We start from the raw sequence: 20,035 nt of genomic DNA, 5'->3' as shown, positions 1-20,035 counted from the left end.
AGACTGCCAGTCTAAACCGTCGTTACTTTGATGGTAGGAGGTCTTGTGGTCTCGGTGCAGATTCGTTACGACCCGTTCGACGCCACGATCCTCAACGACCCCTATCCGACGTATCGGTTATTGCGTGACGCGGCTCCGGTGTACCGCGCCGAGGAATCCCATACCTGGGTGTTGAGCCGGCACGCCGACGTCCAGGCCGCAGCACTGGATCACGGCACGTACTCCTCGGTGGACGGCATCTTCCCCACCCCGCCGGGATCGGACTTCATCGGCTCGTTCCTGCCGATGATGATCGTGATGGACCCTCCGCGCCACGACCAGTTGCGTGCCCTGGTGAGCCGGGCGTTCACTCCCCGGCGGGTGGCCGGCCTGCAGGGCGCCATCACACAGATGGCCGCGGAGTTGTTCGAGCGGCTCGACGAGGGGTCGGGGTCAGCGGACTTCGTGACCGACTTCGCCGCGATCTTGCCTGCCGCGGTGATCGCTGATCTGCTCGGCGTTCCCGCCACGGATCGTGATCAGTTCCGAGTGTGGTCGAGCCAACTGGTCCAGGTCGACGTCAACCACGGACAAACCACCGACGCACTGACCGCCGCCGCCGCGATCTACGCCTACTTCACCGACTTTCTCGCCGACCGCCGCAAGAACCCCCGCGAGGACCTGATGTCGGCGTTGGCCAACGCCACAGTCGACGGGATCGGACTGACCGACGAGGAAGTCCTCGGCTTCTGCGCGCTGCTGCTCGTCGCGGGCTACGAGACCACCACCAATCTGCTGGGGAACTCCGCGGTCGTGCTGGCCCAGCATCGGCAAACCCGCCGACGCCTGGCCGCCGATCGAACACTGTTGGGGCCTGCGGTCGAGGAGTTGCTGCGTTACGACTCACCTGCACAGGGACTTTCACGAACCCTGACCTGCGACGTCACCCTGCACGAGACGACGATGCGTCAAGGTGAGAAGGTGCTGCTGTTGTTCGGGTCGGCCAACCGCGACGAGCGTGCCTTCCCCGATCCGGACGTGTTCGACATCGAGCGCACCAGTGAGCACCAGGTCGCCTTCGGTCGCGGCATTCACTTCTGTCTGGGTGCGGCGCTGGCGCGGATGGAGGCCCGCATCGCTCTGGATGCGTTGTTGGACAGGGTGCCTGACTGGGAGGTCGATCTTGAATCGGCGCGGCGGCTGCGGTCCGGGCCGATCCGCGGCTACACATCGCTGCCCATCACTTGGACCACACCGGTCTAGCCCGTGCCCCTTTTCGACGACGCGTCGTGTGCTTCACCGCGACGGCCAGGTCCATCGCCGTCGAGGTCGAGCCCTCCGCCGCGCACGGCGACGTCGGCGGATTCGGCGCATTCGGCGACATGCTCAAACGATTCGCAGGCTCGAACGGTGATCGAACCCATGACCGGACAGGAGAAAGGGGCTTGGTGGTGGCAGTGACATTCGCGCACTTCGATGAGCAGATCGCCGACCAGCTGCTCAGATCGGCGAACACGGCGGGTGGACTGTCGACGTTCCTGAGCTTTCGGCACACCGAACTCGCCGCCGGTCGGCTGGTGGCAGAGATGGAAACCCGCGCCGAACTGCTCACACCCTTCGGTACCCTGCACGGCGGATGTCTATCGGCGATGGTCGACCACTGTCTCGGAGTCGTGTTCTACCCCGTCATTCCGGCCGGATCATGGGTCGCCACCACCGAATTCAAGCTGAACCTGCTGCGACCCGTGTCCAGCGGGGTGTGTGTCGCCGTCACCGACATCGTGTCACTGGGCAAGCGCAGTGGAGTAGCGCGCATCGACATCAGCAACGGAGACAAAGCCGTCTGCGTAGCCCAGGGCACGGTCACGATCGTGAACGCCGCGGGCAACGCACAATGAAGGTGCTTGTAGCCGGTCGCACGCTTCGGGCGGACTCCGATCTCGCCAGGGAGGTGTCATGACCTCCGCCGTGCAGCATCGGGTCCGAACCCAGGACGGGATCACCCTGGCCGCCGACTGCTACGACCACGGGGACGCCCGTCCCGTCGTGCTGCTCCTGCACGGCGGCGGCCAGAACCGGCACGCGTGGAGCGCTTCAGCGCGTCGCCTCCACGCATGCGGATACACAGTCGTCGCCTACGACACCCGCGGTCACGGCGACAGCGACTGGGACCCAGCCGGCAGGTACGACCTCGAGCGACTCGCGACCGATCTCCTCGCCGTGCGTGAGCACTTCAGCGCCGATACCGCCCCTGCCGTCGTAGGTGCATCCCTTGGGGGCATGACCGTGCTCGGCACGCATCTGTTGACGTCCGGGGCGTCGTGGGCGGCGGTCGTCCTGGTCGACGTCACCCCGCGGCTTGAATTCCAGGGCGCTCGTCGCGTGGTGACGTTCATGGCCGCACATCCCGATGGCTTTGGCACCCTCTCCGACGCCGCCGAGGTGATCGCCGCGTACAACCCCCATCGCTCGCGCCCGGCCAACGTCGACGGCCTGCGCAAGGTGCTGCGGCAGCGTCACGACGGCCGCTGGATCTGGCGGTGGGACCCGGCATTCATTCACTCCAACTTCGACTTCATCCGCGACGAATCGACCACGGGAACGGAGCAATTCGACGCAATCAGCCACCTGCTGATCGACGGAGCCCGACGGGTCAGCGCCCCAACACTTCTCGTAAGGGGCCTGTTGTCCGACGTGGTCTCCCAAGCCACCGTCGACGAGTTCAAGCAACTGGTTCCCCACGCCGAGACCGTCGACGTATTCGGCACCGGACACATGATCGCCGGCGACGACAACGACGCCTTCGGCGCCGCCGTCACCGAGTTCCTCGGCCGGAGCTTCCTGTAGGTCGCAACGTGATCGAGCACCAGCGAGAGGCCAGTAGCAAGAACTGGGCTTGACTTCACTGCGCGCGGAGCGAAGCCCGTGAATTGTTCTTCGCTGAAGGCCGACTCTGACCGCGACGGGCTCTGGTCGAGCTAGACGTTACTTCGCGCTTGTTGGCCACCATCGGCGTCGAAGAGTTCCTTGGTCCAGCGTTCGAGGATTTCTGCGCTGTCCCAGTCGTCGGGATGAAATCCGGCGCGGGTGTAGGAACGAAAGCGCTCAATTGCTGCTGAGCTGAATAGCGGGTTATGACGGAAGGCTCGAAGGCTGCGCAGCAACCGCACCGGGTTGTAGGCGGCACGGTCACCGGCCAGAGAGCGGGTGGTCTGGATGACCAACTCGCTGAACAAGAGGAGACTGGCGATCCGCATCCCCCAGACCCTGGTGCGTTCGCTTCCACCGACCGTCTCGTACACATCGAAAGCGACGGCCTTGTGCTCGCACTCTTCCAGTGCGTGCCAGAGCAGAATAGGCCGCACTTCGGTGTCGCCGATCAATTCTTGAGCTTCGTCGCTGGTGAGAATGATCTCGGCGAATGTCGCCGTGTAGTGCTCGAGGGCGGCCGTCACAGCCAGGCGCATCGTGGGAGAAAAACGCTTCTCGAGTCGGCCAACCAACTTCTTGATATGCCGATCGATACCCTCGGTGGGATAGCCCATCGCTTGGAGCCGATCGTTGAGCAGCCGATGCTGGTGTCGGTGGGTGGCCTCTTGTGCAATGAATCCCTTGACCGCCTCCCTGAGGTCGGCGTCGCTGACGTGTTCCCCGTACTCGCGGACTGACCGGATGAAGAAGTCTTCGCCTTCGGGGAACGTGGCCGACAAGGTGGACACAAAATGGCTCATCACCAAGTCGCCATCGACGAAGTGCTGCCGTCTGGACCCGGCAGGCATGTCGAATCGAACACGGCGGGGCTTCGGGACGACCCGCGTGGTGGGCCGTGTGGACGAATCGTCGCTCATGTTGTTCTCCCGTTCGTCAAGGGCACGCTGGCAATCTGACTCTAAGCCTTGTCAGAATTAGATGGCAAGCTATCCATGTGGTTTCGGCGCGGGTGTATAGCGGGATGTCCGCCGAGGAGCGTCACCGGAACCGGCGCACCCGTCTCATCGAGGCCGCAACGGAGTTGATCGGCACGCGCGGCGTTGCCGCCGCCACTGTGACTGCCATCTGCGCTGAATCGGGTGTCACGTCACGCTACTTCTACCAGCACTTCTCCGGCCGAGACGCACTCCTGCGAGCTGTCTACCAGCAGCTCTATGCCACCTTCCAGGAGGTGATAGTCGACGCGATCCCCGATGCCGGTGAGCCACCGGAGGTGCTGGCGTACGCGCCGATCCGCAGGCTGGTCAGCATGATCGACGACGACCCTCGGCTGGGTCGGATCCTGTTCGTGGAATCTGCAACCGAGCCGCTGCTCCGGGAGCTACGCAGCGAACTGATGGCCGGTTTCACCGACCTCGTCTTGCGCGAGGCCAGACTCCACCTCGACATCGCCGACTCCGCCGTGGGGGTTGCCCATTTGGCTTCGACCTTGGGCGTGGGAGGGCTATTCGAAGTCTTGCGCCGCCGACTCGACGGAGAACTGGAGTTCACCACCGATGAACTCGTTCAGCACTGCGCAGGTTTCCTGGGCAGCCTCGGCAATTACGTGCTGCTGCAGAACACGGGCCAGTCGGCCACGACCGAAGCCCGACCCCACAGGTAGCGGCCCGCGGCCCGCTACACGATGTGGCCGTGCGTGCCTCGATGCCAACGCCTGGGCCAGCAACAGCAAGACCCTGAACGGCAGCCAAGGCCAGTGTCGTCGACTGAACAACGTCGGCCTGGCTATAGAAGCCAACTGAGTTTCGACGATTCCTCTGCCGACTGTGACCGGCGGCCGGGGCCCGACTGAATAGCGGCCGCACCAACTTGCACTACATGCGGTAGCGTAGCGATACCGACAGTATCGATACGATTCGCTACCAGTGGAGGTCCAGTGGCCGACGGCACTGCAGATTCCCCAAGCCAGGCCACGCGCCGTGGCCGGCGGGCCAACGGATCCTCCCCCGACCCGGCCGACACCCGCGAGTACAGCGAACGGTTGGCAGCGCTAGCCCGATTCACCCTCCGGCACAAAGCGCTGGTCATCGGGGCATGGCTAGGCGCCGCGGTGGTCCTTGCGCTGCTGTTCCCCCAGCTGGAAACCGTGGTGCGCCAACAGTCGGTGGACCTCATTCCTCGCGATGCGCCGTCCTTGCAGACGGTTGACCGCATGAGCGCCGCTTTCGGCGAAGAAGGCTCGAAAACCGTGGTGTTCGTCGCCATGGAAGACCCCAATGGCTTGACTCCGACTGCCCGGCAGGGCTACAGCGAACTCGTGCGCCGGTTGCAGGCCGAAGGCAACCACGTCCTGCTGGTGCAGGACCTACTGTCCGATCCGATTACCGAAGCCCAGGCAGTCAGCGCCGACCGCAAAGCCTGGTACCTGCCCGTCGGCGTCGCCGGCACCCTCGGAGACCCCACGGCCGCCGAATCGGTCAACGTGGTGCGCGACATCGCCGCGGAGGTGTTCACCGGATCGGCCACGACCGTCCAAGTGACGGGACCACCGGCGACCTTCAGCGACATGATCGCCTCCGCCGAGCACGACCTGCTGCTGATCTCAATCGCTACCGCCGGCGTGATCGCCCTGATCCTGCTGATCGTCTACCGGTCGGTGTTCACCGCGCTGTTGCCGCTGCTGGTAATCGGATTGAGCCTGGCAGTTGGGCGCGGCGTGCTGTCCGTCCTCGGCGAGTTGGGCATGCCGGTCTCCCAGTTCACCGTCGCCTTCATGACGGCGATCCTGCTCGGCGCCGGAACCGACTACACCGTGTTCCTGATCAGCCGATACCACGAACAGCGCCGCGCCCAAGTACCCGCCGATCAGGCCATCATCCACGCCACCGCCAGCATCGGGCGCGTCATCCTCGCCTCCGCCGCCACCGTCGCACTCGCGTTCCTGGCCATGGTCTTCGCACGGCTCAGCGTCTTCGCCGCCCTGGGCCCCGCGTGTGCCATCGCCGTCCTGTTCGGATTTCTGGCCACCGTCACCCTGCTGCCACCGGTGCTGTCGCTAGCCGCCAAACGCGGCATCGGTGAACCCAAACCCGATCGCACCCGCCGCTACTGGAACAGCGTCGCCGTCGCCGTGGTCCGCCGTCCCGTGCCACTACTGATCGTCAGCCTGGTCATCCTGCTCGCCCTATCGGCAGCCGCTGCAACCATCAAAATCAGCTACGACGACCGCAAGGGACAACCAGACACCACGGCCAGCAACCAGGGCTACCACCTGCTGGACCGCCACTTCCGCAAAGACGTCGTCATCAGCGAATTCCTCGTCGTGGAAAACCCGACCGACATGCGGACCGGGAAAGGACTGGCCGATCTCGACGAGATGGCCTCCCGCGTCTCCCAGATCCCCGGCGTCACCAAGGTTTCCGGAGTCACCCGCCCCACCGGAGAGCGCCTCGACCAAGCAGAACTAGCCTGGCAGAACGGCCAGATCGGCGACAAAATGGCCGGCGCGGTCGCCGAGGGCAACTCACGCAAAGACGACCTCGCCAAACTCACCGGCGGCGCCGACCAGCTCGCCGACGGCCTCGCCCAACTCGACAGCACCGTGCGCACCGCCCTCACACCACTGGCCGGAATCCTCACCCAAGCCCAATCCGCAGGAACTCAGGTCAACCAATTCCGGCCACTGCTCCAACAACTTTCCGCCACTGCCCCCGCCGTCGACCAAGCCATCCAATCCGGCCCAGGACTACGACCGCTGGCCAACCAAGCCCAAAACGCAATCACCCAGCTCGACCCACTCGTCGGCGCCCTCAACACCTCACCGTGGTGTGCCACCACCCCGCAATGCGCCCAAATCCGCGACCAGGTGAAGATCCTGGTCACTCTGCGCGACAGCGGATTCTTCACCCAGATCGCCGACCTCGGGGACCGCTACGATCCCGCCACCAATGCCACAGTCGGTGGCACCCTCGCCAACGTCGAGAACGCAGTCGCCTCGCTGGACAAGGCATTCGGAGCCCTCGGTGACCCCGCCGACCTGGCCACCAACCTCCGCCGACTGCAAGACGGAATCGGCCAGCTCGCCTCCGGCGCCCAAGCACTCGCCACCGGCGTCCGCACCCTCGCCGACAGCAACATCGAAATGCTGTCCGGCATGAGCCAGATCGCCACCCAACTGCAAAACTCCTCACGCGCAGCGGCCGACTCCGACTCCTCGAGCGGTTTCTACCTGCCCGCCAACGCATTCGAGAACCGGCAATTCACCGACGTCGCCGAACAATTTCTCTCACCGGACGGCAAAACAGCGCGGTTCATGATCGAAAGCAGTTACGACCCCTACAGCGTTGAAGCGATGGACCTCGCCAGCCGCATCACCGACACCGCCAACACCGCACGACCCAACACGTCACTCGCCGACGCCACCGTGTCCGTCGCCGGCTTCCCCGCCGTCAACTCCGATATCCAACGATTCCTATGGGCCGACTTCGCACAACTGGCCATCGCCACCATAATCATCGTCGGCGTCATCCTGGTCCTACTGCTGCGAGCACTCCTGGCACCGCTCTACCTACTAGGCACCGTCGTGCTCAACTACCTCGCCTCGCTCGGCATCGGCGTTGTGGTCTTCCAATGGGGACTGGGCCACGAAATCGCCTGGCCCGTACCATTACTCGCGTTCATTATCCTCGTCGCCGTCGGCGCCGACTACAACATGCTGCTCGTCTCACGGCTCCGCGAAGAATCCGGAACCAACATCCGCGTCGGCGTCCTGCGCACCGTGGCAAACACCGGAGCCGTCATCACCTCCGCTGGCCTGATATTCGCCGCCAGCATGTTCGGCCTCATGGTCGGCTCAGTCGCCATCATGATCCAAGCCGGCCTCATCATCGGCTTCGGACTGCTGCTCGACACCTTCCTCGTGCGCACCCTCACCGTGCCCGCCATCGCCACACTCCTACGCGAAGCCAGCTGGTGGCCCACTAAAGCAACAGCCCCGCGACGTGGTCAGACCAACGCAGGAGGCATGAAGGACGCACCTCACGTGCTGGTCCAGGATCGGTGAGAAGCGAACAGGGCAATGCCCGGCGCTACATGCCGACCAGCGTGAAGGCGTATTCACTCCGAATGAATACGACCCCTGCGCCAGTAAGATCCGTCGGCTATCGACGGACGAAGTTCGGAAACACCTTCACAACGGCGTAGTAGTTTCGCGGCAAGAGCCGCGAGGTTGGCGAGGGATGGACCGGTTGAAAATCTTCTCGCGACACCCAGTTCCCCGCAGGTCGAACACCTCAAACGGGCTACTCGTGGTTGTCGTCATCGCCCGGGTGGGTTAAGTCGCGCTGATCCCATGGCAACCGACCGGGTTCTCTGAAGTGCTCGGCCAGATTATCGAGCTCGCCCTGCCGTGCATTCGCAGCATCCAGCTTGGCTAAACGCTCACGGAGCCGTACTAAGTGCTCCGTCTCGAATCGCTCGTTCGCGGACTTGACGGCTGCATCGAACCCCTCGATGACGAGCGGCAGAGCAGATCTCGCAGCTTCGAAGGTCGAGGACTGGTACGGACCCTGCGAATGACTCTGGTTCGAGCGGATGCCGGCTGCGCGGAGCCCGTCCCTGAAGTACTGGTACCAAGGTTGGGGCGCGTCCGGAGCGTAGCCGATTTCGATCGCCAGCAATTTCGGATCGGAGTGGTGCGGCTCGACGATCGGGGCGCCGATGCGTTTGACGGGAGTCCAGTCGTTGACGATGTTCCTTGCTGCCGTTTCAGTCTCAGCAGAATCGCCACTCTCCTCGTCGCCGAAATCGGGAACGTCTGGCCCACCAAATCGATGGGCTTTGGCTTCCTCCGGGGTAATGGTCTGAATCTGCGAATAGGGTTGCACGCTGTCAGCTGTGCGGGGTGCGGGCACCGCGGTGGTGGATAGCACCCGCTCGATTTTGCCGTCGAGGGTCTGCTTCCACCGCAGCCCGTTGGCGTCGGTGCTGGTGGTGCTTTTCGGTGGATTCATTCGTATCCAAAACCGTGGCCCGAGAGGACAACAGTCACAGCCGCATCATCCCAAGTTTGCGGGCGAATTCCCGCGTGGTCCCGGGTGACGATGCACCAAGCCGCTATCTATGCCGTGAAGGTTCCAGCGAGGTCGACACAGAGTTTGTTCCCGAACCGGTAATCGAGCAGTCTGCGTCGGTGCATCTGGTGAACGGCCACACCTGGCGAGACACCTAGCTGTCTCGCAACGGTCTCGATGTCGCGATCGCGCGTCAGTCCCTCGAACGGCTTGATCCCGGTCTCGCCGAACAAGACGTCCATCGCGAACTTGTTGGCGGATTTCTCCGCTTCGCTGTTGCGTTTCTTCTCCGTCTTGTACTCCAGATGCATCTCTCCGCGGGGGTCGTTCAGCACGTGGCCGAGTTCGTGAAACAACGCCCAGATGACGAAGCCATCTTTGCCCCACCGCCCGGTCTGTTGAATCACAGGTACTCGCTTGTCGATCCAACGCGTCATGCCATGCAGCGGGAACTTCTTGGGCGGGTCGACCACCATGAAGACGACTCCGACATCGGCAAGCATGTTCGCGATGTCGCGAAGCATCGTGGCGCCGGGTTCGGCTGCTCGAGCTCGCAGCTGTGGAAGCGCCTTTCTCAGCCGGTCTGGGTCGTAGACGTAGCGCCGCCCACGTTCAAACGGCTCGGCGAGCTCTGCTGCGCGTAACCACGTCGATAGCACCGTCGCGTCGATCTTGGCGTCGCCGGACTCCTTCAGAGCGGCGAGCGCATAGTCGCCCGTGGATGCGGTCTCATGCAGATGAATGTAGGCATCCCAAGTACCGCAGCGGTGGAAGGCCAGGAAATCCGATACCAGAGACCCAGGTGACTTCCGTGTCGCCTTAGTCGCGCCCAAACTTCGAAGGTAGGTCACTGCGCCCGGATCGATCTCGTCTGCGTGCGCCGCTAGGTTCTCTTCATCGGCGATCCGTGCAAGGTCAGCGCGATATGCGGCTTCGTAGCGGAGCCATGAGTCGGCCGGGATGCCGACGACGCGCTCCAAGCGAACCGCGGTATCGCTAGTGATCGGTGCGCGCCCGTTGACGATCTCGTTGACCTGCTTGCGGCTACACCCCAGCTGCTCGGCGACGCGCTGCTGAGACAAGCCGTGCTCGTTTATCCACTCCTCCAGGTATTCACCTGGAGCAACGGCGTAGTTGGTCGCAGTCATGGCTTCTCCTCTCAGTGGTAGTCGTCGATTTCGATCACGGTTACGGTCACCGAGTTCCACGGCTCAGTTGCGTCGTGTGGACGAATCACAAGGCGTTAGTTGCCGCTGAGCTTTCCCGCCCACTGACCGTCCCGGTCAGCGCTGAGCTGGTGCCATTCCCCCAGCGGGTCGTGAGTGGACAGCTCGCCAACAGACTTCGCTGTCTCCAGCGCTTTGATCCGCAGCCGCAGCTTCCCCGCGATGTCAGAGCGCCTCTTCTTCATTTCCCGCTCGTCTGTGCACAGCTTCTTAAGCTTCTTGTGTTCGTACTGCACTTCCAAGTGGATGTCACCGATCTCGTTACAGTCTAACGCACGTACTGGAGACATTATGCCCATCAGAGGCGACGACCCAGAGGGCGCGCGCAGGCATTCTCCCCGTCAGGTGTTGCGGCCATGCTTAGCCAAGGTTGGCGCCCCAACCGTAGATACTTGCCCCATGGAGAAGTGGGTCGTCCCTCTCAGCGTGGCGCTGATCGCCGGTCTCGCGACGATCGCTGCCGCCTACCTCGCGGCGCGCAAGGACCGCCGAGACCTCCGGGATGGCATCGCACGCGACCTCGACCTGCTGGAGAAGTTGCCGGGGGACTCTGAGGCTCGACGAATGCTCGCCTTCTACGTCGAAGAACGCGTCATGCTTCTGTCCGCTGAGCAGCAGATACGCGCCGCGGGGAGGAGAGACCTTTGGCAAATGCTGACGCCGGTCGAGGCCTTGGTTGCTGCGTGGGCTTGGCACCGGACGGGCAGCTGGGTCGCCGCCGCGGTGGTCCTACTCGTTGTTCCGGTGTTCGTGCTGTGGGAGCTTCGGTTGAGGCGAAAATCGCACGATTCAGCGATCACCGCCCGCGTGGAGTACATACGTGATCACATCAGGCCGATTAGCTAGACACCCAGTCGCGGGCTGTGCGACTGTCCCGCCGATTCCGGCCTGGCCCGGGCTTCAATGACGCCTAGTGGCTCACCGTCGTAGCGGTCCGGTTCGGGGAGAGGTAACCGATACATGGAACCGAAACTGCGGTACCGGATAGAACCGTTTGCAGCGCGGCAGTCGCCGGCTACACACCCCTGAGCCAAGCCAGGCGGTACCGCAGTCGTTTCACTCGGCCCCGACGCCGGCCAACGCAGCCAATACTGCATTCTGCGCGAAGCGATTCTCAACAAACGCCCAGTTCAGGAACTTCTAAGCCCGAATACCCTGCCTGATTAGGGTTTCTACGACGCTTCGTCGCGATCCAACAGGGCCGTCAATATCCAGTTCAGCGGTGGGGTACGGCTCCGAGAACGGGCACTGTAGCCGGTGCTGTCTCGTTGTCGCAGGCAGCCGGATTGCTGCCGCGCTGCTGTCAGGTCGCTGTCCCGTCACCTGCATCACTGGCACCCACGTCGTCAGGTTCGTACGAAGCGACGAAGGACAGCACGCGCGGGGCGAGTGGGCTCATGGGCGGACACATCTTGCGACGCGTGAAGCCAGGACCGTCCTGCAGCGCATGCACTCCGTTCGGGTGCGGGTAGCGGCTCAACAGTTCGCGAACGGTCGCAACATCATCCGCCACGTTCGGGTACAGAATCGTGTCAAGCTTCTCCTGAAGCGGTCCCATGAGCGGCTGAATTGCCTTGATCATGTCCAACACGCTCGGATCAGAATCCATGTCTTCCAGTTCCCGACGCTTCAACCACTTCTTCTGCGACGAGTTGCGCGTGAAGTCGAGCATGAACTCCCGACTCATGTACACGTTCGCCACCGGTTCTTCGTTCATCGATGCCCCGAAGCCCCACTTAAAGGCGTTGATGTCGCCGTGCTGCAGCGCGCCACGCAGTTCTTCCAGCCAGCCGTACTCGAACGACGTCTTGCGCAGCTCGTCAAACAATTTCTCGACCGCCTGGACCTCAGGACCGCGATTGAGGGTCTTCTTGGCCGTCCTGACCGTCTGCTCCCTGTGGCTGTACAGCGCGGCAGTAAATGAGATCAACGCGGACCGCACCTTGCGCCTGTGTTCGTCCCAAGCATCCTCATCGAAGATTGGAATCCGGTTGTACCGCAGGTCAGTCAGCAGCGCCATCACCACGTCGCAGAGCCGGTCGCTCTCGTCCGAGATGTGCTGCAATAGTTCGCTGTCGATCATGCGCCGAAGTTGTTCGTATGCATCGCGATAACGCTCATCTTCGTCCTCAGTCAAGGAACACACCTTCTCGAAGATTGGAGCATCAGCAGATCGGCTGGGGTCCAGGTGAACCAGGATCGCGCCGTAGGGGTCTGCCGCAGCTTCTGCGTCTTGCGCGTCATGCTCTGCATTGCGCTTGCCAAGCAGTTCCTGCGCGTCTCGCATGTCCTTCGCCGCGGTCGAGATACGTTGCTTCACTTCCTCCTCGGAAGGTAGGCCGTCGGAAAACCAACGCGTGCAGTTCGAGAGCACGCGATCCAGCGCGTCCTTCACGAGCCGCTGCGCGGTGTCCCGTGTGTAACGATCCCGAACGTCAGGTGTGTCCGCCCAGTCCATGATCACGGTTGTCGTTGCCCAGGTCACCGTGCTCGCGGCCTCCAACGCCAGCAGCATTGACGGAACCCGTGCCGGGGCCACGTGCGGCATCACCACGGACTGCATTGCCTCAAGCACGTCGTTGGCGAAATCAGTGGCGCTGTTGCCTTCGATGTCGTCAAGTGCAGAGGCGAAGGCTTCAAGCCGGCCGATCCACTCTCGTACTCGCTCTATCTCTTCCTGCTCGTCGGCCTCCACATGCGTGCCTTTCTTCGATCTTTCACATCGTGTGTGGCTCCCTTCTGGTGGGCAGCCATACAGGATCGCACAGAGGTGCGACAGAACGCACGACAGTTTCCTGGCGTTCCCTACAAAGGCCGACTATGCGCGACAGCAGCAGGCGGCCTCAGTTGGGCGCGATTTGGTCGTACCTCTCTAATAGAATCCGCTCGCGCGATCGCTAAAGGCACCGCAGAGCGATGGGAGGTGGGACGACAACGCCGTGAACGCCTGTGGATGCGGGTGCGGAGGCGAAACCAAGCGTCAGTTCGTCCGTAGACACCATCGCCGGGTGCCAGGAGCGAAGCCTCCACGCGCTGCGCAGCCACTCGACCGTCCTCAGTCACCCGAGAGTTGTTGCGAATGCGGTCATCCTCGGGGCCACATGAGAACTCCTAGCCTCCGAGTCCAGTTCGTCCATGTCCAGCGGACGTCTTTCCCGATCTCGAGTGGCGCGCGGCTAGTTAAATTCTCGCACGAAGTATGACCAGGGAAATACCGCAGTGAGTACCGCAGTGCTCTCGTCCGATTTCGATGACCGCCAACGCAGCCAACACAAAATCCGCAGCTAGATACGGTTCTTCCGGCGGCTACCGCCACTTCCCAACACAACAAACGCCCAGTTCAGAGGATTTTAAGTCCGCTGCCTCTGCCAATTGGGCTATGGGGGCTTTCCCAGCTCAGAGCCTATTACTGGGCTGTCCAGCAAGCGCTGGATGGCTGTGTCAGCCCGCTACGTCCACACCACGTCCACATGTGGACGCAACCTGTCCGTGAGCTGAGCACGCGCCAACCCTAGCCCGTGCACAACACACGGCGCTGGCAGGGAGCTAGACGCGAGCACCGAGTGAGATCATCAAGTACATGGTGAGTCTGAACTCGGACCTGTTCGTTACCGCCGGGCGGTTCGGCAGTTTGGAAACCAAAGATCCTCGTTCATGGGAGCGACTCGACTGCCCATTTTGCGGAGGGACACAAATGCTTGTTATCGGGTTCAACACCGTGGATCCGGGAAGCGAAGAGTATGTCCAGTGGCTTCGCTGCACCAACTGCTTGCGTGGAATCGTTAGAAACGGCAATGGGGTCAGCCCCGCGACGCTGCCACTCGACACACCACGAGCGCTCACAGGCGAAGCTCTGGCGGCCTGGCAGGAAGTGCGGCGTTGCTTGTCCGTCGGCGCGACTACTGCAGCAGTAATGATGTGTCGCAAGCTGCTATTCCACGTCGCGGTTGAACACGGACTGCCCGATAAGGATTCGAGGGGCCGTGCGCCAACCTTCGTCGAAGCGTTGGATCACCTCGAAGCGTGCGGTGTCTTTACAACCCGTATGCGGCCCTGGGTTGAACGGATCAAAGACGTAGGAAACGAGGCTAACCACGACCTCGCCGCAGTCTCGGTTGCGCAGGCAAACGATGTGGCCACGTTTACACGACAACTGATCAATCTGGCATACGAACTGGACGCGATGATTGCAGGCCCGACAGACGCGGACAGCGACGGCAGCAGCTGAGTAGAGCCAGAACGTGGCTGGCAACTTTTGAGCCGAAATGTGTCCCGTAGGCTCCGTTTGTCGTCCACGCTTTAGTCATGACTCACGTATGGCTTGCTGCGGATACGTGTCCTACCGCTGTCGAGACTGGCGGACTCACGCAACCGACGGCAACGGTGATCGCTGCGGTGATCGCGAGTTTTGGCGCTGTGGCTGCCTTCCTTGGTGTGACGCTCACGACCCGCACAACGCGGAAGGAGAACCGCAGAGCGGAGAAGGTCGCCGTACTGAGTGACGCATGGAGTGCGGCTGTGAAGTACTCCCGAGCCCTTGAGCATGCGAACAAACTCGACGACCCAGCTGAGCGAATTGCGAACATCACCAAAATGAAGGCGGGGCCGATGTGGGAACTTTCGGACGAGTACGTGGTCGCCACTACTAAGTTGCCCATCTACAAGTTTGGAGTCGCCTATAAGGCGTTGCTGAAGCTTCACGACGAGCTGATCGAGGTATGGAAGGCCCTCCGTTTGAATCCAACTGGCACCGTCGATGAGAAGCGTGCAACGGAGCTTTTCAAATCGGCTGAACAGGCGATCACGGCTGCCGTTGACGGCCTGAAGTAACTACCTCGCCCTCCGCTGTAATGGCACTACGTTGCTCGGGAGCGCAGCACTGCCAGAGCTGCCACGCCCCACCTTGGGCACAACCACCTGCTCCTCGGTGATGTAGTCCGCGTAAACGCTCAGCGTCAGTACGTAAGTGGAGTGTCCCAGCCACTTGCTCACCTGCATGTAGTGCTCCCCCGCGCTTAGATTCATCGTGGCGAAGGTGTGGCGCAGATCGTGGAAGCGCACCGTACCGCCTACTGCCTTATCGATTCCCAGCGCTTGGCAGGCCGGAGCTAGGTAGTTCTCGTACAGGTTGCCCGCGTGGACAGGGTGCGCCCAATCGAACGTGTAGCGGTTGCCGCGACCGGGGAACAGCGGCGCGTGGGCAATGTAGTGCGTCTTGCCTTTACCGTCGCGCAGCTGGCCGGCAAACGGGTGGACGGTGTCCAGGTACTGGCGCAGCTCGTCGGCCAGCCATGGAGCTAGCGGCACTACGCGATCAGTGGACGCCTCACTCTTGGGCGTGCCGTAGATCCACTGCCGCCCCTTGCGCTTGGCTGTGCGTGAAATGCGAACGGTAGCTACTTCACCGTTATCAACCGTGGCGGGGAGGGTGATGTCTTGGACCTGTAGACCCTGTAGCTCACTGGCACGTACTCCGGTATGCGCGGCAAACAGGACAGCTAGAGCGTAGATGCGGATTAGATCCGAAATTGGATCTCGAGGCGGCGGTACAGCAACTCTAATCAGACCGGAGATCCGGATTTTAAGTCCGCTGCCTCTGCCAATTGGGCTATGGGGGCGATCGGTAAGCACCGTACCTGGCGGCCTGGGGACCGGAGACTGCCAGCCCACGTCTCACGAGGGTGCGCGGAATGCTGCCCGGACACGGAGTGTCGGGCAGCAGACGCGCACGCTCGCGCAGCAGGGGTGGGGCCAAAGAGGTGCACAGAGGGGGTCTGCCGCGGTGGTTGAATGTGCGCAAGGGGTGCACAGCGTCGGGGGTCGCATATGCCAAGCAGTATCGCCAATTCCATTGCCGTAGTGGCTGAACGGATCGCGATCACACTTGGGCCACGGAACATGCGGAGGCTTGCCCGGTTCAACAAGCACGTGACCAACCCACTGCAGCGGCTCGTGGCCTCACGGTTGCCGTACATGGCCGTCATCGAGCACACCGGCCGCACGTCGGGCAAGCCGTATCGCACCCCGGTCATGGCCTTCATCGACGAGAAGTCCGTCTCTGTGGTGCTGAACTATGGCGAGACGTCCGATTGGGTGCGCAATGTCCGAGCCGCCGGCAGCGCCGGGGTGGTGCACCGTGGCAGGCGCTACCGGCTGAGCAAGCCCCGCATCATCCCCGCCACAGATCAGAAGGCCAGGTTCGTCGCGTCCTTGGGGCCGAGCGGCTAGTCAGCCGTGATCACGACGACAGGCCGCGGGAAGCGCAGCGTCGCGCACGCGTCGTCCAAGGTCATCTCGATCGCGCGGGCGAACTCCGGCAGATCCTCGGCCCGTGTGCCCAGGCGCAGCCCGCCGCCGACGAGGATCCGGGTGAGCACGACGTCGTGCCGGTGGCGGATGTCGGCCATCGCCGCCACCAGGTCGCCGACCGCGGCGGGGTACTCGGTGAACCAGTCTTTTCCCGATCCGATCTCGCGGTACAGCCCGACCAGGTCGAGCCGCGGCCCGTTCAGAACGGCAGTGACCACCTCGGCATCTAGGGCACCCAGGATCACCCGTTGCCGGCGGTGCCGCACGGCGCAGGAAGTCAGGAGACCGATCTGCTCGGCAGTGTCGGCCACAATCCGACCCACCCCGAGATTGGCGCTGCAGAACACCACCTCGTCGCCGCTGAACCCGTCGGCGTGCACCACCAGCCGCATCGGATGGATACCGACCCCGATCGCCACCGCGAGATCTTCGCTACCGCGCACGGCGACCGTCGTCCCGTGATCGCGCACCCACTTGGCCACGTTGGTGTCTCGCAGGGCCGGGGCCGGCAGCGCCAGCTCCACGGGATCGAGCGAGCGGCAGTATGTCGCACATCGGCGCATGGCCTCCCGTTCGGCTGAACATTCCAGCAGCGATGAAGGTGCTGACCGCAAACCTGTCGACATTGTCACCGAAACCTCTTCTTCACCGCGCAGCGGCCGGATGCCGCCTGCGCCTGCTTTGAGTCTTCCCGCGCGTCCGCGGCCCGACCAGAATCCTTGCGGACTCTTGATGCGATCCGGCGAAACATTCACGCAACATTGAGGTTTCGCGGCAGCAGCGCGGAGAAGGACGGCGCCACCGTCAGGGCCGGTCGCGGATAGCGGTAGCGCGCACACTGCTCGTGGACCACCTCATCGAGCGCCTCGGCGACTTGGCGCAGGGCCCATGGCCGCAGGCACAGCTGGCCCCCGTCCAGCCCAGCCAGGCTGATCCGGCTCAGCACCACCGAACAACGTCGCCGGATCAGCACCATGTCCGCGAGCGCCGACCGCAGCGCCCCCATCCCGAGCGGATCATCGGATGGGTCAGCGGCGCAGTGCAATCCGACGACGTCGAGTTGCCGGTGCGCCAGTACCTCGGCCATCACTTCGCGGCTTCGGGCTCCCCCGGCTACGAGCACCTGCTCGATCCGTTGTGCGCCGCGAGCGGCGACCGTGGCCTGTTCCTCGGAGCTGATGACCAACCGAGCCGCCCGTACCGCCGCGGCACGGGCGAGCGCGGCTCCGTCACGCGGATGCATCACCAGCTGTGCCGGCTGAATGCCGCATGCCAGAGCCATGTCGAGCTCGGCGGCAGTGTCGACGTCGACCGTGACCCGGCATCGCCCCATCCAGGCCGCAACTGGTGGTGAACTCATAAGCTGCACAGGAAAACTCACCGACGACCCCTTGAACACGTTGCGCCACAACGCGCACCGCCGCAGCGTCACCGACTCGTCCAGCAGCACCTGCCGTTCGATGTAGGTTGTCACGCCGCGCTCCGTTGCCCGACGTCGACGGAGGTGGTCAGCACCACCAACGGTCGCGGGTATCGCAAGGTCTGGCATGCGTCGTCGACCGACTCCTCGATCTCCGTGGCCAGCCGGCGCAATTCCGCCCGCCGCGTCGCGGGCGGTAGGGTCCGTCCCACACCCAACCCGAGCCGTGCGAGTAACACACCATGGTTGAGGCGGATCTGGGTCATCTTCGCGATCATCTGACCGATCGCGGCCGGATAACTGATGAAGTCGTCATCGCAGCCACCGACGTCACAATGCAGCCCAACGAGTCTCAATTTGTCATGGTCGATGATCGCGGCAATCGCGGCATCCGACGCAGCGCTGTCGAACCGGAAACCGCACGGCGCACCGCCTACCACCGCATGCACACACACACCCGCGTCAGACATCCGGATGACCACATCCTGTCGGTGCGCGCCAACCGACCTGAGCATCTCGACCTGCGGTACCGTTCCGGCCACGACACGGCCGAATCGCTGGTCGGCCACGGCTCGCAGCTCGGATTCCGACAATGCGTCGGCGAAGACCGTCGCCCGCGAATACGGGAGGCCGGCCGCGGCAACGGCCGCGAGGTCGGTCCCGGAGCGCACGTCGACGCCGACCCGCTGATCCCTCACCCACGTGGCCACTGCGCGGTTGTCGAGAAGCGCGGCAGGCAATCTCACCTCTGCGCCCCGCAATATCCTGCGGTAATCCTGGTAGCGCGCCAGGCCCTCCAACCCGCCCCCAAGCGAGGAATCGGGATTCGGACTTCGCGCCGCATCCGCTCCGTGCACGGCAGCGCGGGCGCGCAGTGTCGGGACGGACAACGCATGCGTCAGGAATTCCGAGAGATTCACCGGCGATTGTTCTTTCCTCGTCGAGGCACTGACCTCATGCCAGTGGCCGCCTCCCGACGATCCTCGGACCGCGATGCGGCCACCAGCGCCTTAGCGTTCTGTTGACTGCGCCCAGACCAACTTTGACGTTTTCTTGATCATTGCACCGCGTCGGCGATCGGCCCGACCACGAGCACCGGTAGGTACTCCAGACCGATGAAGAGCAGTGTCGAGGTCAGCGTCAGCACCACGAATGTCGGTGTATGAGTACGCAACGTGCCGGCGGTGACGACGCCGGGGCGCTGCGCGGCGAACGTTCCCGCGATGGCCAGGACCGCGATGATCGGTAGGAAGCGGCCGATGACCATCGCGATCGCCAGTGCAACGTTGAACCAGGTGGTGTTGCCGCTGAATCCGGCAAAGCCACTGCCGTTGTTGGCCGCCGAGCTGGTGAAGGCGTACAGCACCTCGGAGAGCCCGTGCGGCCCCGTGTTGAGCATGCCCGCGCGTTGCCCCGGCATCGCCATGGCCACCGCGGTGCCGGTCAGCACGATCAGCGGGGTCACGAGGAAATACGTTGCCGCGAGCTTGATCTCGCGCGGGGTGATCTTCTTTCCGAGGTACTCCGGAGTGCGGCCCACCATCAGGCCGGCCACGAACACCGTGATGATCGCCAGCACCAGCATGCCGTACAGGCCGGAGCCGACGCCGCCGGGAGCCACCTCACCGAGCTGCATGTTGAACATGGTGATCATGCCGCCGAGGCTGGTGTAGGAGTCGTGGAACGAGTCCACCGCGCCGGTCGAGGTCAGCGTCGTCGCATCGGCGAACACCGCCGAGTTGGCGACACCGAACCGCTGCTCGACACCTTCCATCGCCGAGCCGACCGCGGTCGGGACGGTGCCGTGGGCCTGGAGCTGGAACAGCATCATCAGGCTGACGCTGGCCGTCGCGATCACCGACATCGCCGCCACGATGGCGTAACCCTGCTTCCGGCTGCCGACCATGCGGCCGAACGTCCGCGGCAGCGAGAACGGGATCATCAGGATCAGGAAGATCTCCACCCAGTTGGTCCAGGTGGCGGGGTTCTCGAACGGGTGCGACGAGTTGGCGTTGTAGAAGCCGCCGCCGTTGGTGCCGAGCAGCTTGATGACTTCCTGGCTGGCGACGGGGCCGCCCGGGATCGTCTGGGTGCCGCCG

General features: G+C 63.4%; 18 protein-coding genes and 1 pseudogene. 9 read left to right on the top strand and 10 right to left on the bottom strand.

Annotated elements, in window-relative coordinates; translation table 11 throughout:
- The first annotated feature begins 45 nt into the window (after positions 1-45).
- From A5699_RS21570 to A5699_RS21560, 3 genes are all read left to right on the top strand, one after another.
- Positions 46-1,242 carry a cytochrome P450 gene (locus tag A5699_RS21570; RefSeq protein WP_067773639.1) on the top strand — a complete coding sequence of 399 codons (1,197 nt, stop codon included), beginning with the start codon at positions 46-48 and terminating at the stop codon, positions 1,240-1,242.
- A 182-nt stretch (positions 1,243-1,424) separates the two neighbouring features.
- Positions 1,425-1,877 (top strand): PaaI family thioesterase, encoded by a 453-nt coding sequence (locus tag A5699_RS21565; RefSeq protein WP_082957820.1) that lies wholly within the window; start codon positions 1,425-1,427, stop codon positions 1,875-1,877.
- A gap of 58 nt (positions 1,878-1,935) precedes the next feature.
- Entirely contained in the window at positions 1,936-2,826 is an 891-nt protein-coding gene (locus A5699_RS21560; RefSeq protein WP_067773636.1) for an alpha/beta fold hydrolase, read from the top strand.
- 131 nt (positions 2,827-2,957) lie between these two features.
- On the opposite strand, the gene A5699_RS21555 is transcribed toward A5699_RS21560, so the two are convergent.
- Entirely contained in the window at positions 2,958-3,827 is an 870-nt protein-coding gene (locus A5699_RS21555; protein ID WP_067773633.1) for a metal-dependent hydrolase, read from the bottom strand.
- A gap of 104 nt (positions 3,828-3,931) precedes the next feature.
- Here A5699_RS21555 and A5699_RS21550 point away from each other — a divergent pair, with 104 nt between their 5' ends.
- Both A5699_RS21550 and A5699_RS21545 read left to right on the top strand, forming a co-directional pair.
- The gene (locus tag A5699_RS21550; RefSeq protein WP_067773629.1) at positions 3,932-4,573 is read left to right on the top strand and encodes a TetR/AcrR family transcriptional regulator; all 642 of its coding nucleotides are present in this window, start codon (positions 3,932-3,934) and stop codon (positions 4,571-4,573) included.
- Between the two features lie 273 nt (positions 4,574-4,846).
- Positions 4,847-7,972: an RND family transporter gene (locus A5699_RS21545; RefSeq protein WP_067773626.1), complete on the top strand. Its 3,126-nt coding sequence runs from the start codon at positions 4,847-4,849 to the stop codon at positions 7,970-7,972.
- 238 nt (positions 7,973-8,210) lie between these two features.
- Here the strand turns inward: A5699_RS21545 and A5699_RS21540 are convergent, their stop codons facing one another.
- The 3 genes from A5699_RS21540 to A5699_RS30020 form a co-directional block, all read right to left on the bottom strand.
- The gene (locus tag A5699_RS21540) at positions 8,211-8,921 is read right to left on the bottom strand and encodes a hypothetical protein (protein WP_067773623.1); all 711 of its coding nucleotides are present in this window, start codon (positions 8,919-8,921) and stop codon (positions 8,211-8,213) included.
- A 107-nt stretch (positions 8,922-9,028) separates the two neighbouring features.
- Positions 9,029-10,129, bottom strand: coding sequence for a HigA family addiction module antitoxin (locus A5699_RS21535; RefSeq protein WP_013470986.1), 1,101 nt, complete (start codon positions 10,127-10,129; stop codon positions 9,029-9,031).
- 95 nt (positions 10,130-10,224) lie between these two features.
- Positions 10,225-10,392 carry a hypothetical protein gene (locus A5699_RS30020; RefSeq protein WP_231965796.1) on the bottom strand — a complete coding sequence of 56 codons (168 nt, stop codon included), beginning with the start codon at positions 10,390-10,392 and terminating at the stop codon, positions 10,225-10,227.
- 214 nt (positions 10,393-10,606) lie between these two features.
- Between A5699_RS30020 and A5699_RS21525 the strand changes: the two genes are divergently transcribed.
- A complete protein-coding gene (locus A5699_RS21525; protein ID WP_013470984.1) occupies positions 10,607-11,053 on the top strand; it encodes a hypothetical protein in 447 nt (148 codons plus the stop codon).
- A 457-nt stretch (positions 11,054-11,510) separates the two neighbouring features.
- Here A5699_RS21525 and A5699_RS21520 read toward each other — a convergent pair whose 3' ends face one another.
- Entirely contained in the window at positions 11,511-12,902 is a 1,392-nt protein-coding gene (locus A5699_RS21520; protein ID WP_013470983.1) for a hypothetical protein, read from the bottom strand.
- Positions 12,903-13,787: 885 nt separating this feature from the next.
- On the opposite strand from A5699_RS21520, the gene A5699_RS28755 reads away from it, so the two are divergent.
- On the top strand, positions 13,788-14,435 hold the full coding sequence (locus tag A5699_RS28755; protein WP_082957817.1) for a DUF4145 domain-containing protein: 648 nt from the start codon (positions 13,788-13,790) through the stop codon (positions 14,433-14,435).
- 77 nt (positions 14,436-14,512) lie between these two features.
- Positions 14,513-15,037, top strand: a complete 525-nt coding sequence (locus A5699_RS21510) for a hypothetical protein (RefSeq protein ID WP_157561381.1) — start codon at positions 14,513-14,515, stop codon at positions 15,035-15,037.
- On the opposite strand, the pseudogene A5699_RS21505 reads toward A5699_RS21510, so the two are convergent.
- A pseudogene (locus A5699_RS21505) lies at positions 15,038-15,718 on the bottom strand (site-specific integrase); the annotation flags it as partial.
- Between the two features lie 348 nt (positions 15,719-16,066).
- On the opposite strand from A5699_RS21505, the gene A5699_RS21500 reads away from it, so the two are divergent.
- The gene (locus A5699_RS21500) at positions 16,067-16,435 is read left to right on the top strand and encodes a nitroreductase family deazaflavin-dependent oxidoreductase (protein ID WP_231965794.1); all 369 of its coding nucleotides are present in this window, start codon (positions 16,067-16,069) and stop codon (positions 16,433-16,435) included.
- Here A5699_RS21500 and A5699_RS21495 read toward each other — a convergent pair.
- The 4 genes from A5699_RS21495 to kdpA all read right to left on the bottom strand — a co-directional run.
- Entirely contained in the window at positions 16,432-17,040 is a 609-nt protein-coding gene (locus tag A5699_RS21495; RefSeq protein ID WP_231965793.1) for a LysA protein, read from the bottom strand. The genes A5699_RS21500 and A5699_RS21495 overlap by 4 nt on opposite strands.
- Positions 17,041-17,267: 227 nt before the next feature.
- Positions 17,268-17,990 (bottom strand): hypothetical protein, encoded by a 723-nt coding sequence (locus tag A5699_RS21490; protein ID WP_067773608.1) that lies wholly within the window; start codon positions 17,988-17,990, stop codon positions 17,268-17,270.
- Positions 17,987-18,856, bottom strand: coding sequence for a hypothetical protein (locus tag A5699_RS21485; RefSeq protein ID WP_197508355.1), 870 nt, complete (start codon positions 18,854-18,856; stop codon positions 17,987-17,989). The genes A5699_RS21490 and A5699_RS21485 overlap by 4 nt, the downstream gene beginning before the upstream one ends.
- Before the next feature lie 137 nt (positions 18,857-18,993).
- On the bottom strand, positions 18,994-20,035 hold a 1,042-nt coding region (gene kdpA, locus A5699_RS21480; RefSeq protein WP_067773602.1), incomplete at its 5' end, for a potassium-transporting ATPase subunit KdpA.

This window comes from Mycobacterium sp. E802, assembly GCF_001666875.1.
Taxonomy (GTDB): domain Bacteria; phylum Actinomycetota; class Actinomycetes; order Mycobacteriales; family Mycobacteriaceae; genus Mycobacterium.
This window is presented reverse-complemented; position numbering and strand designations above follow the sequence as displayed.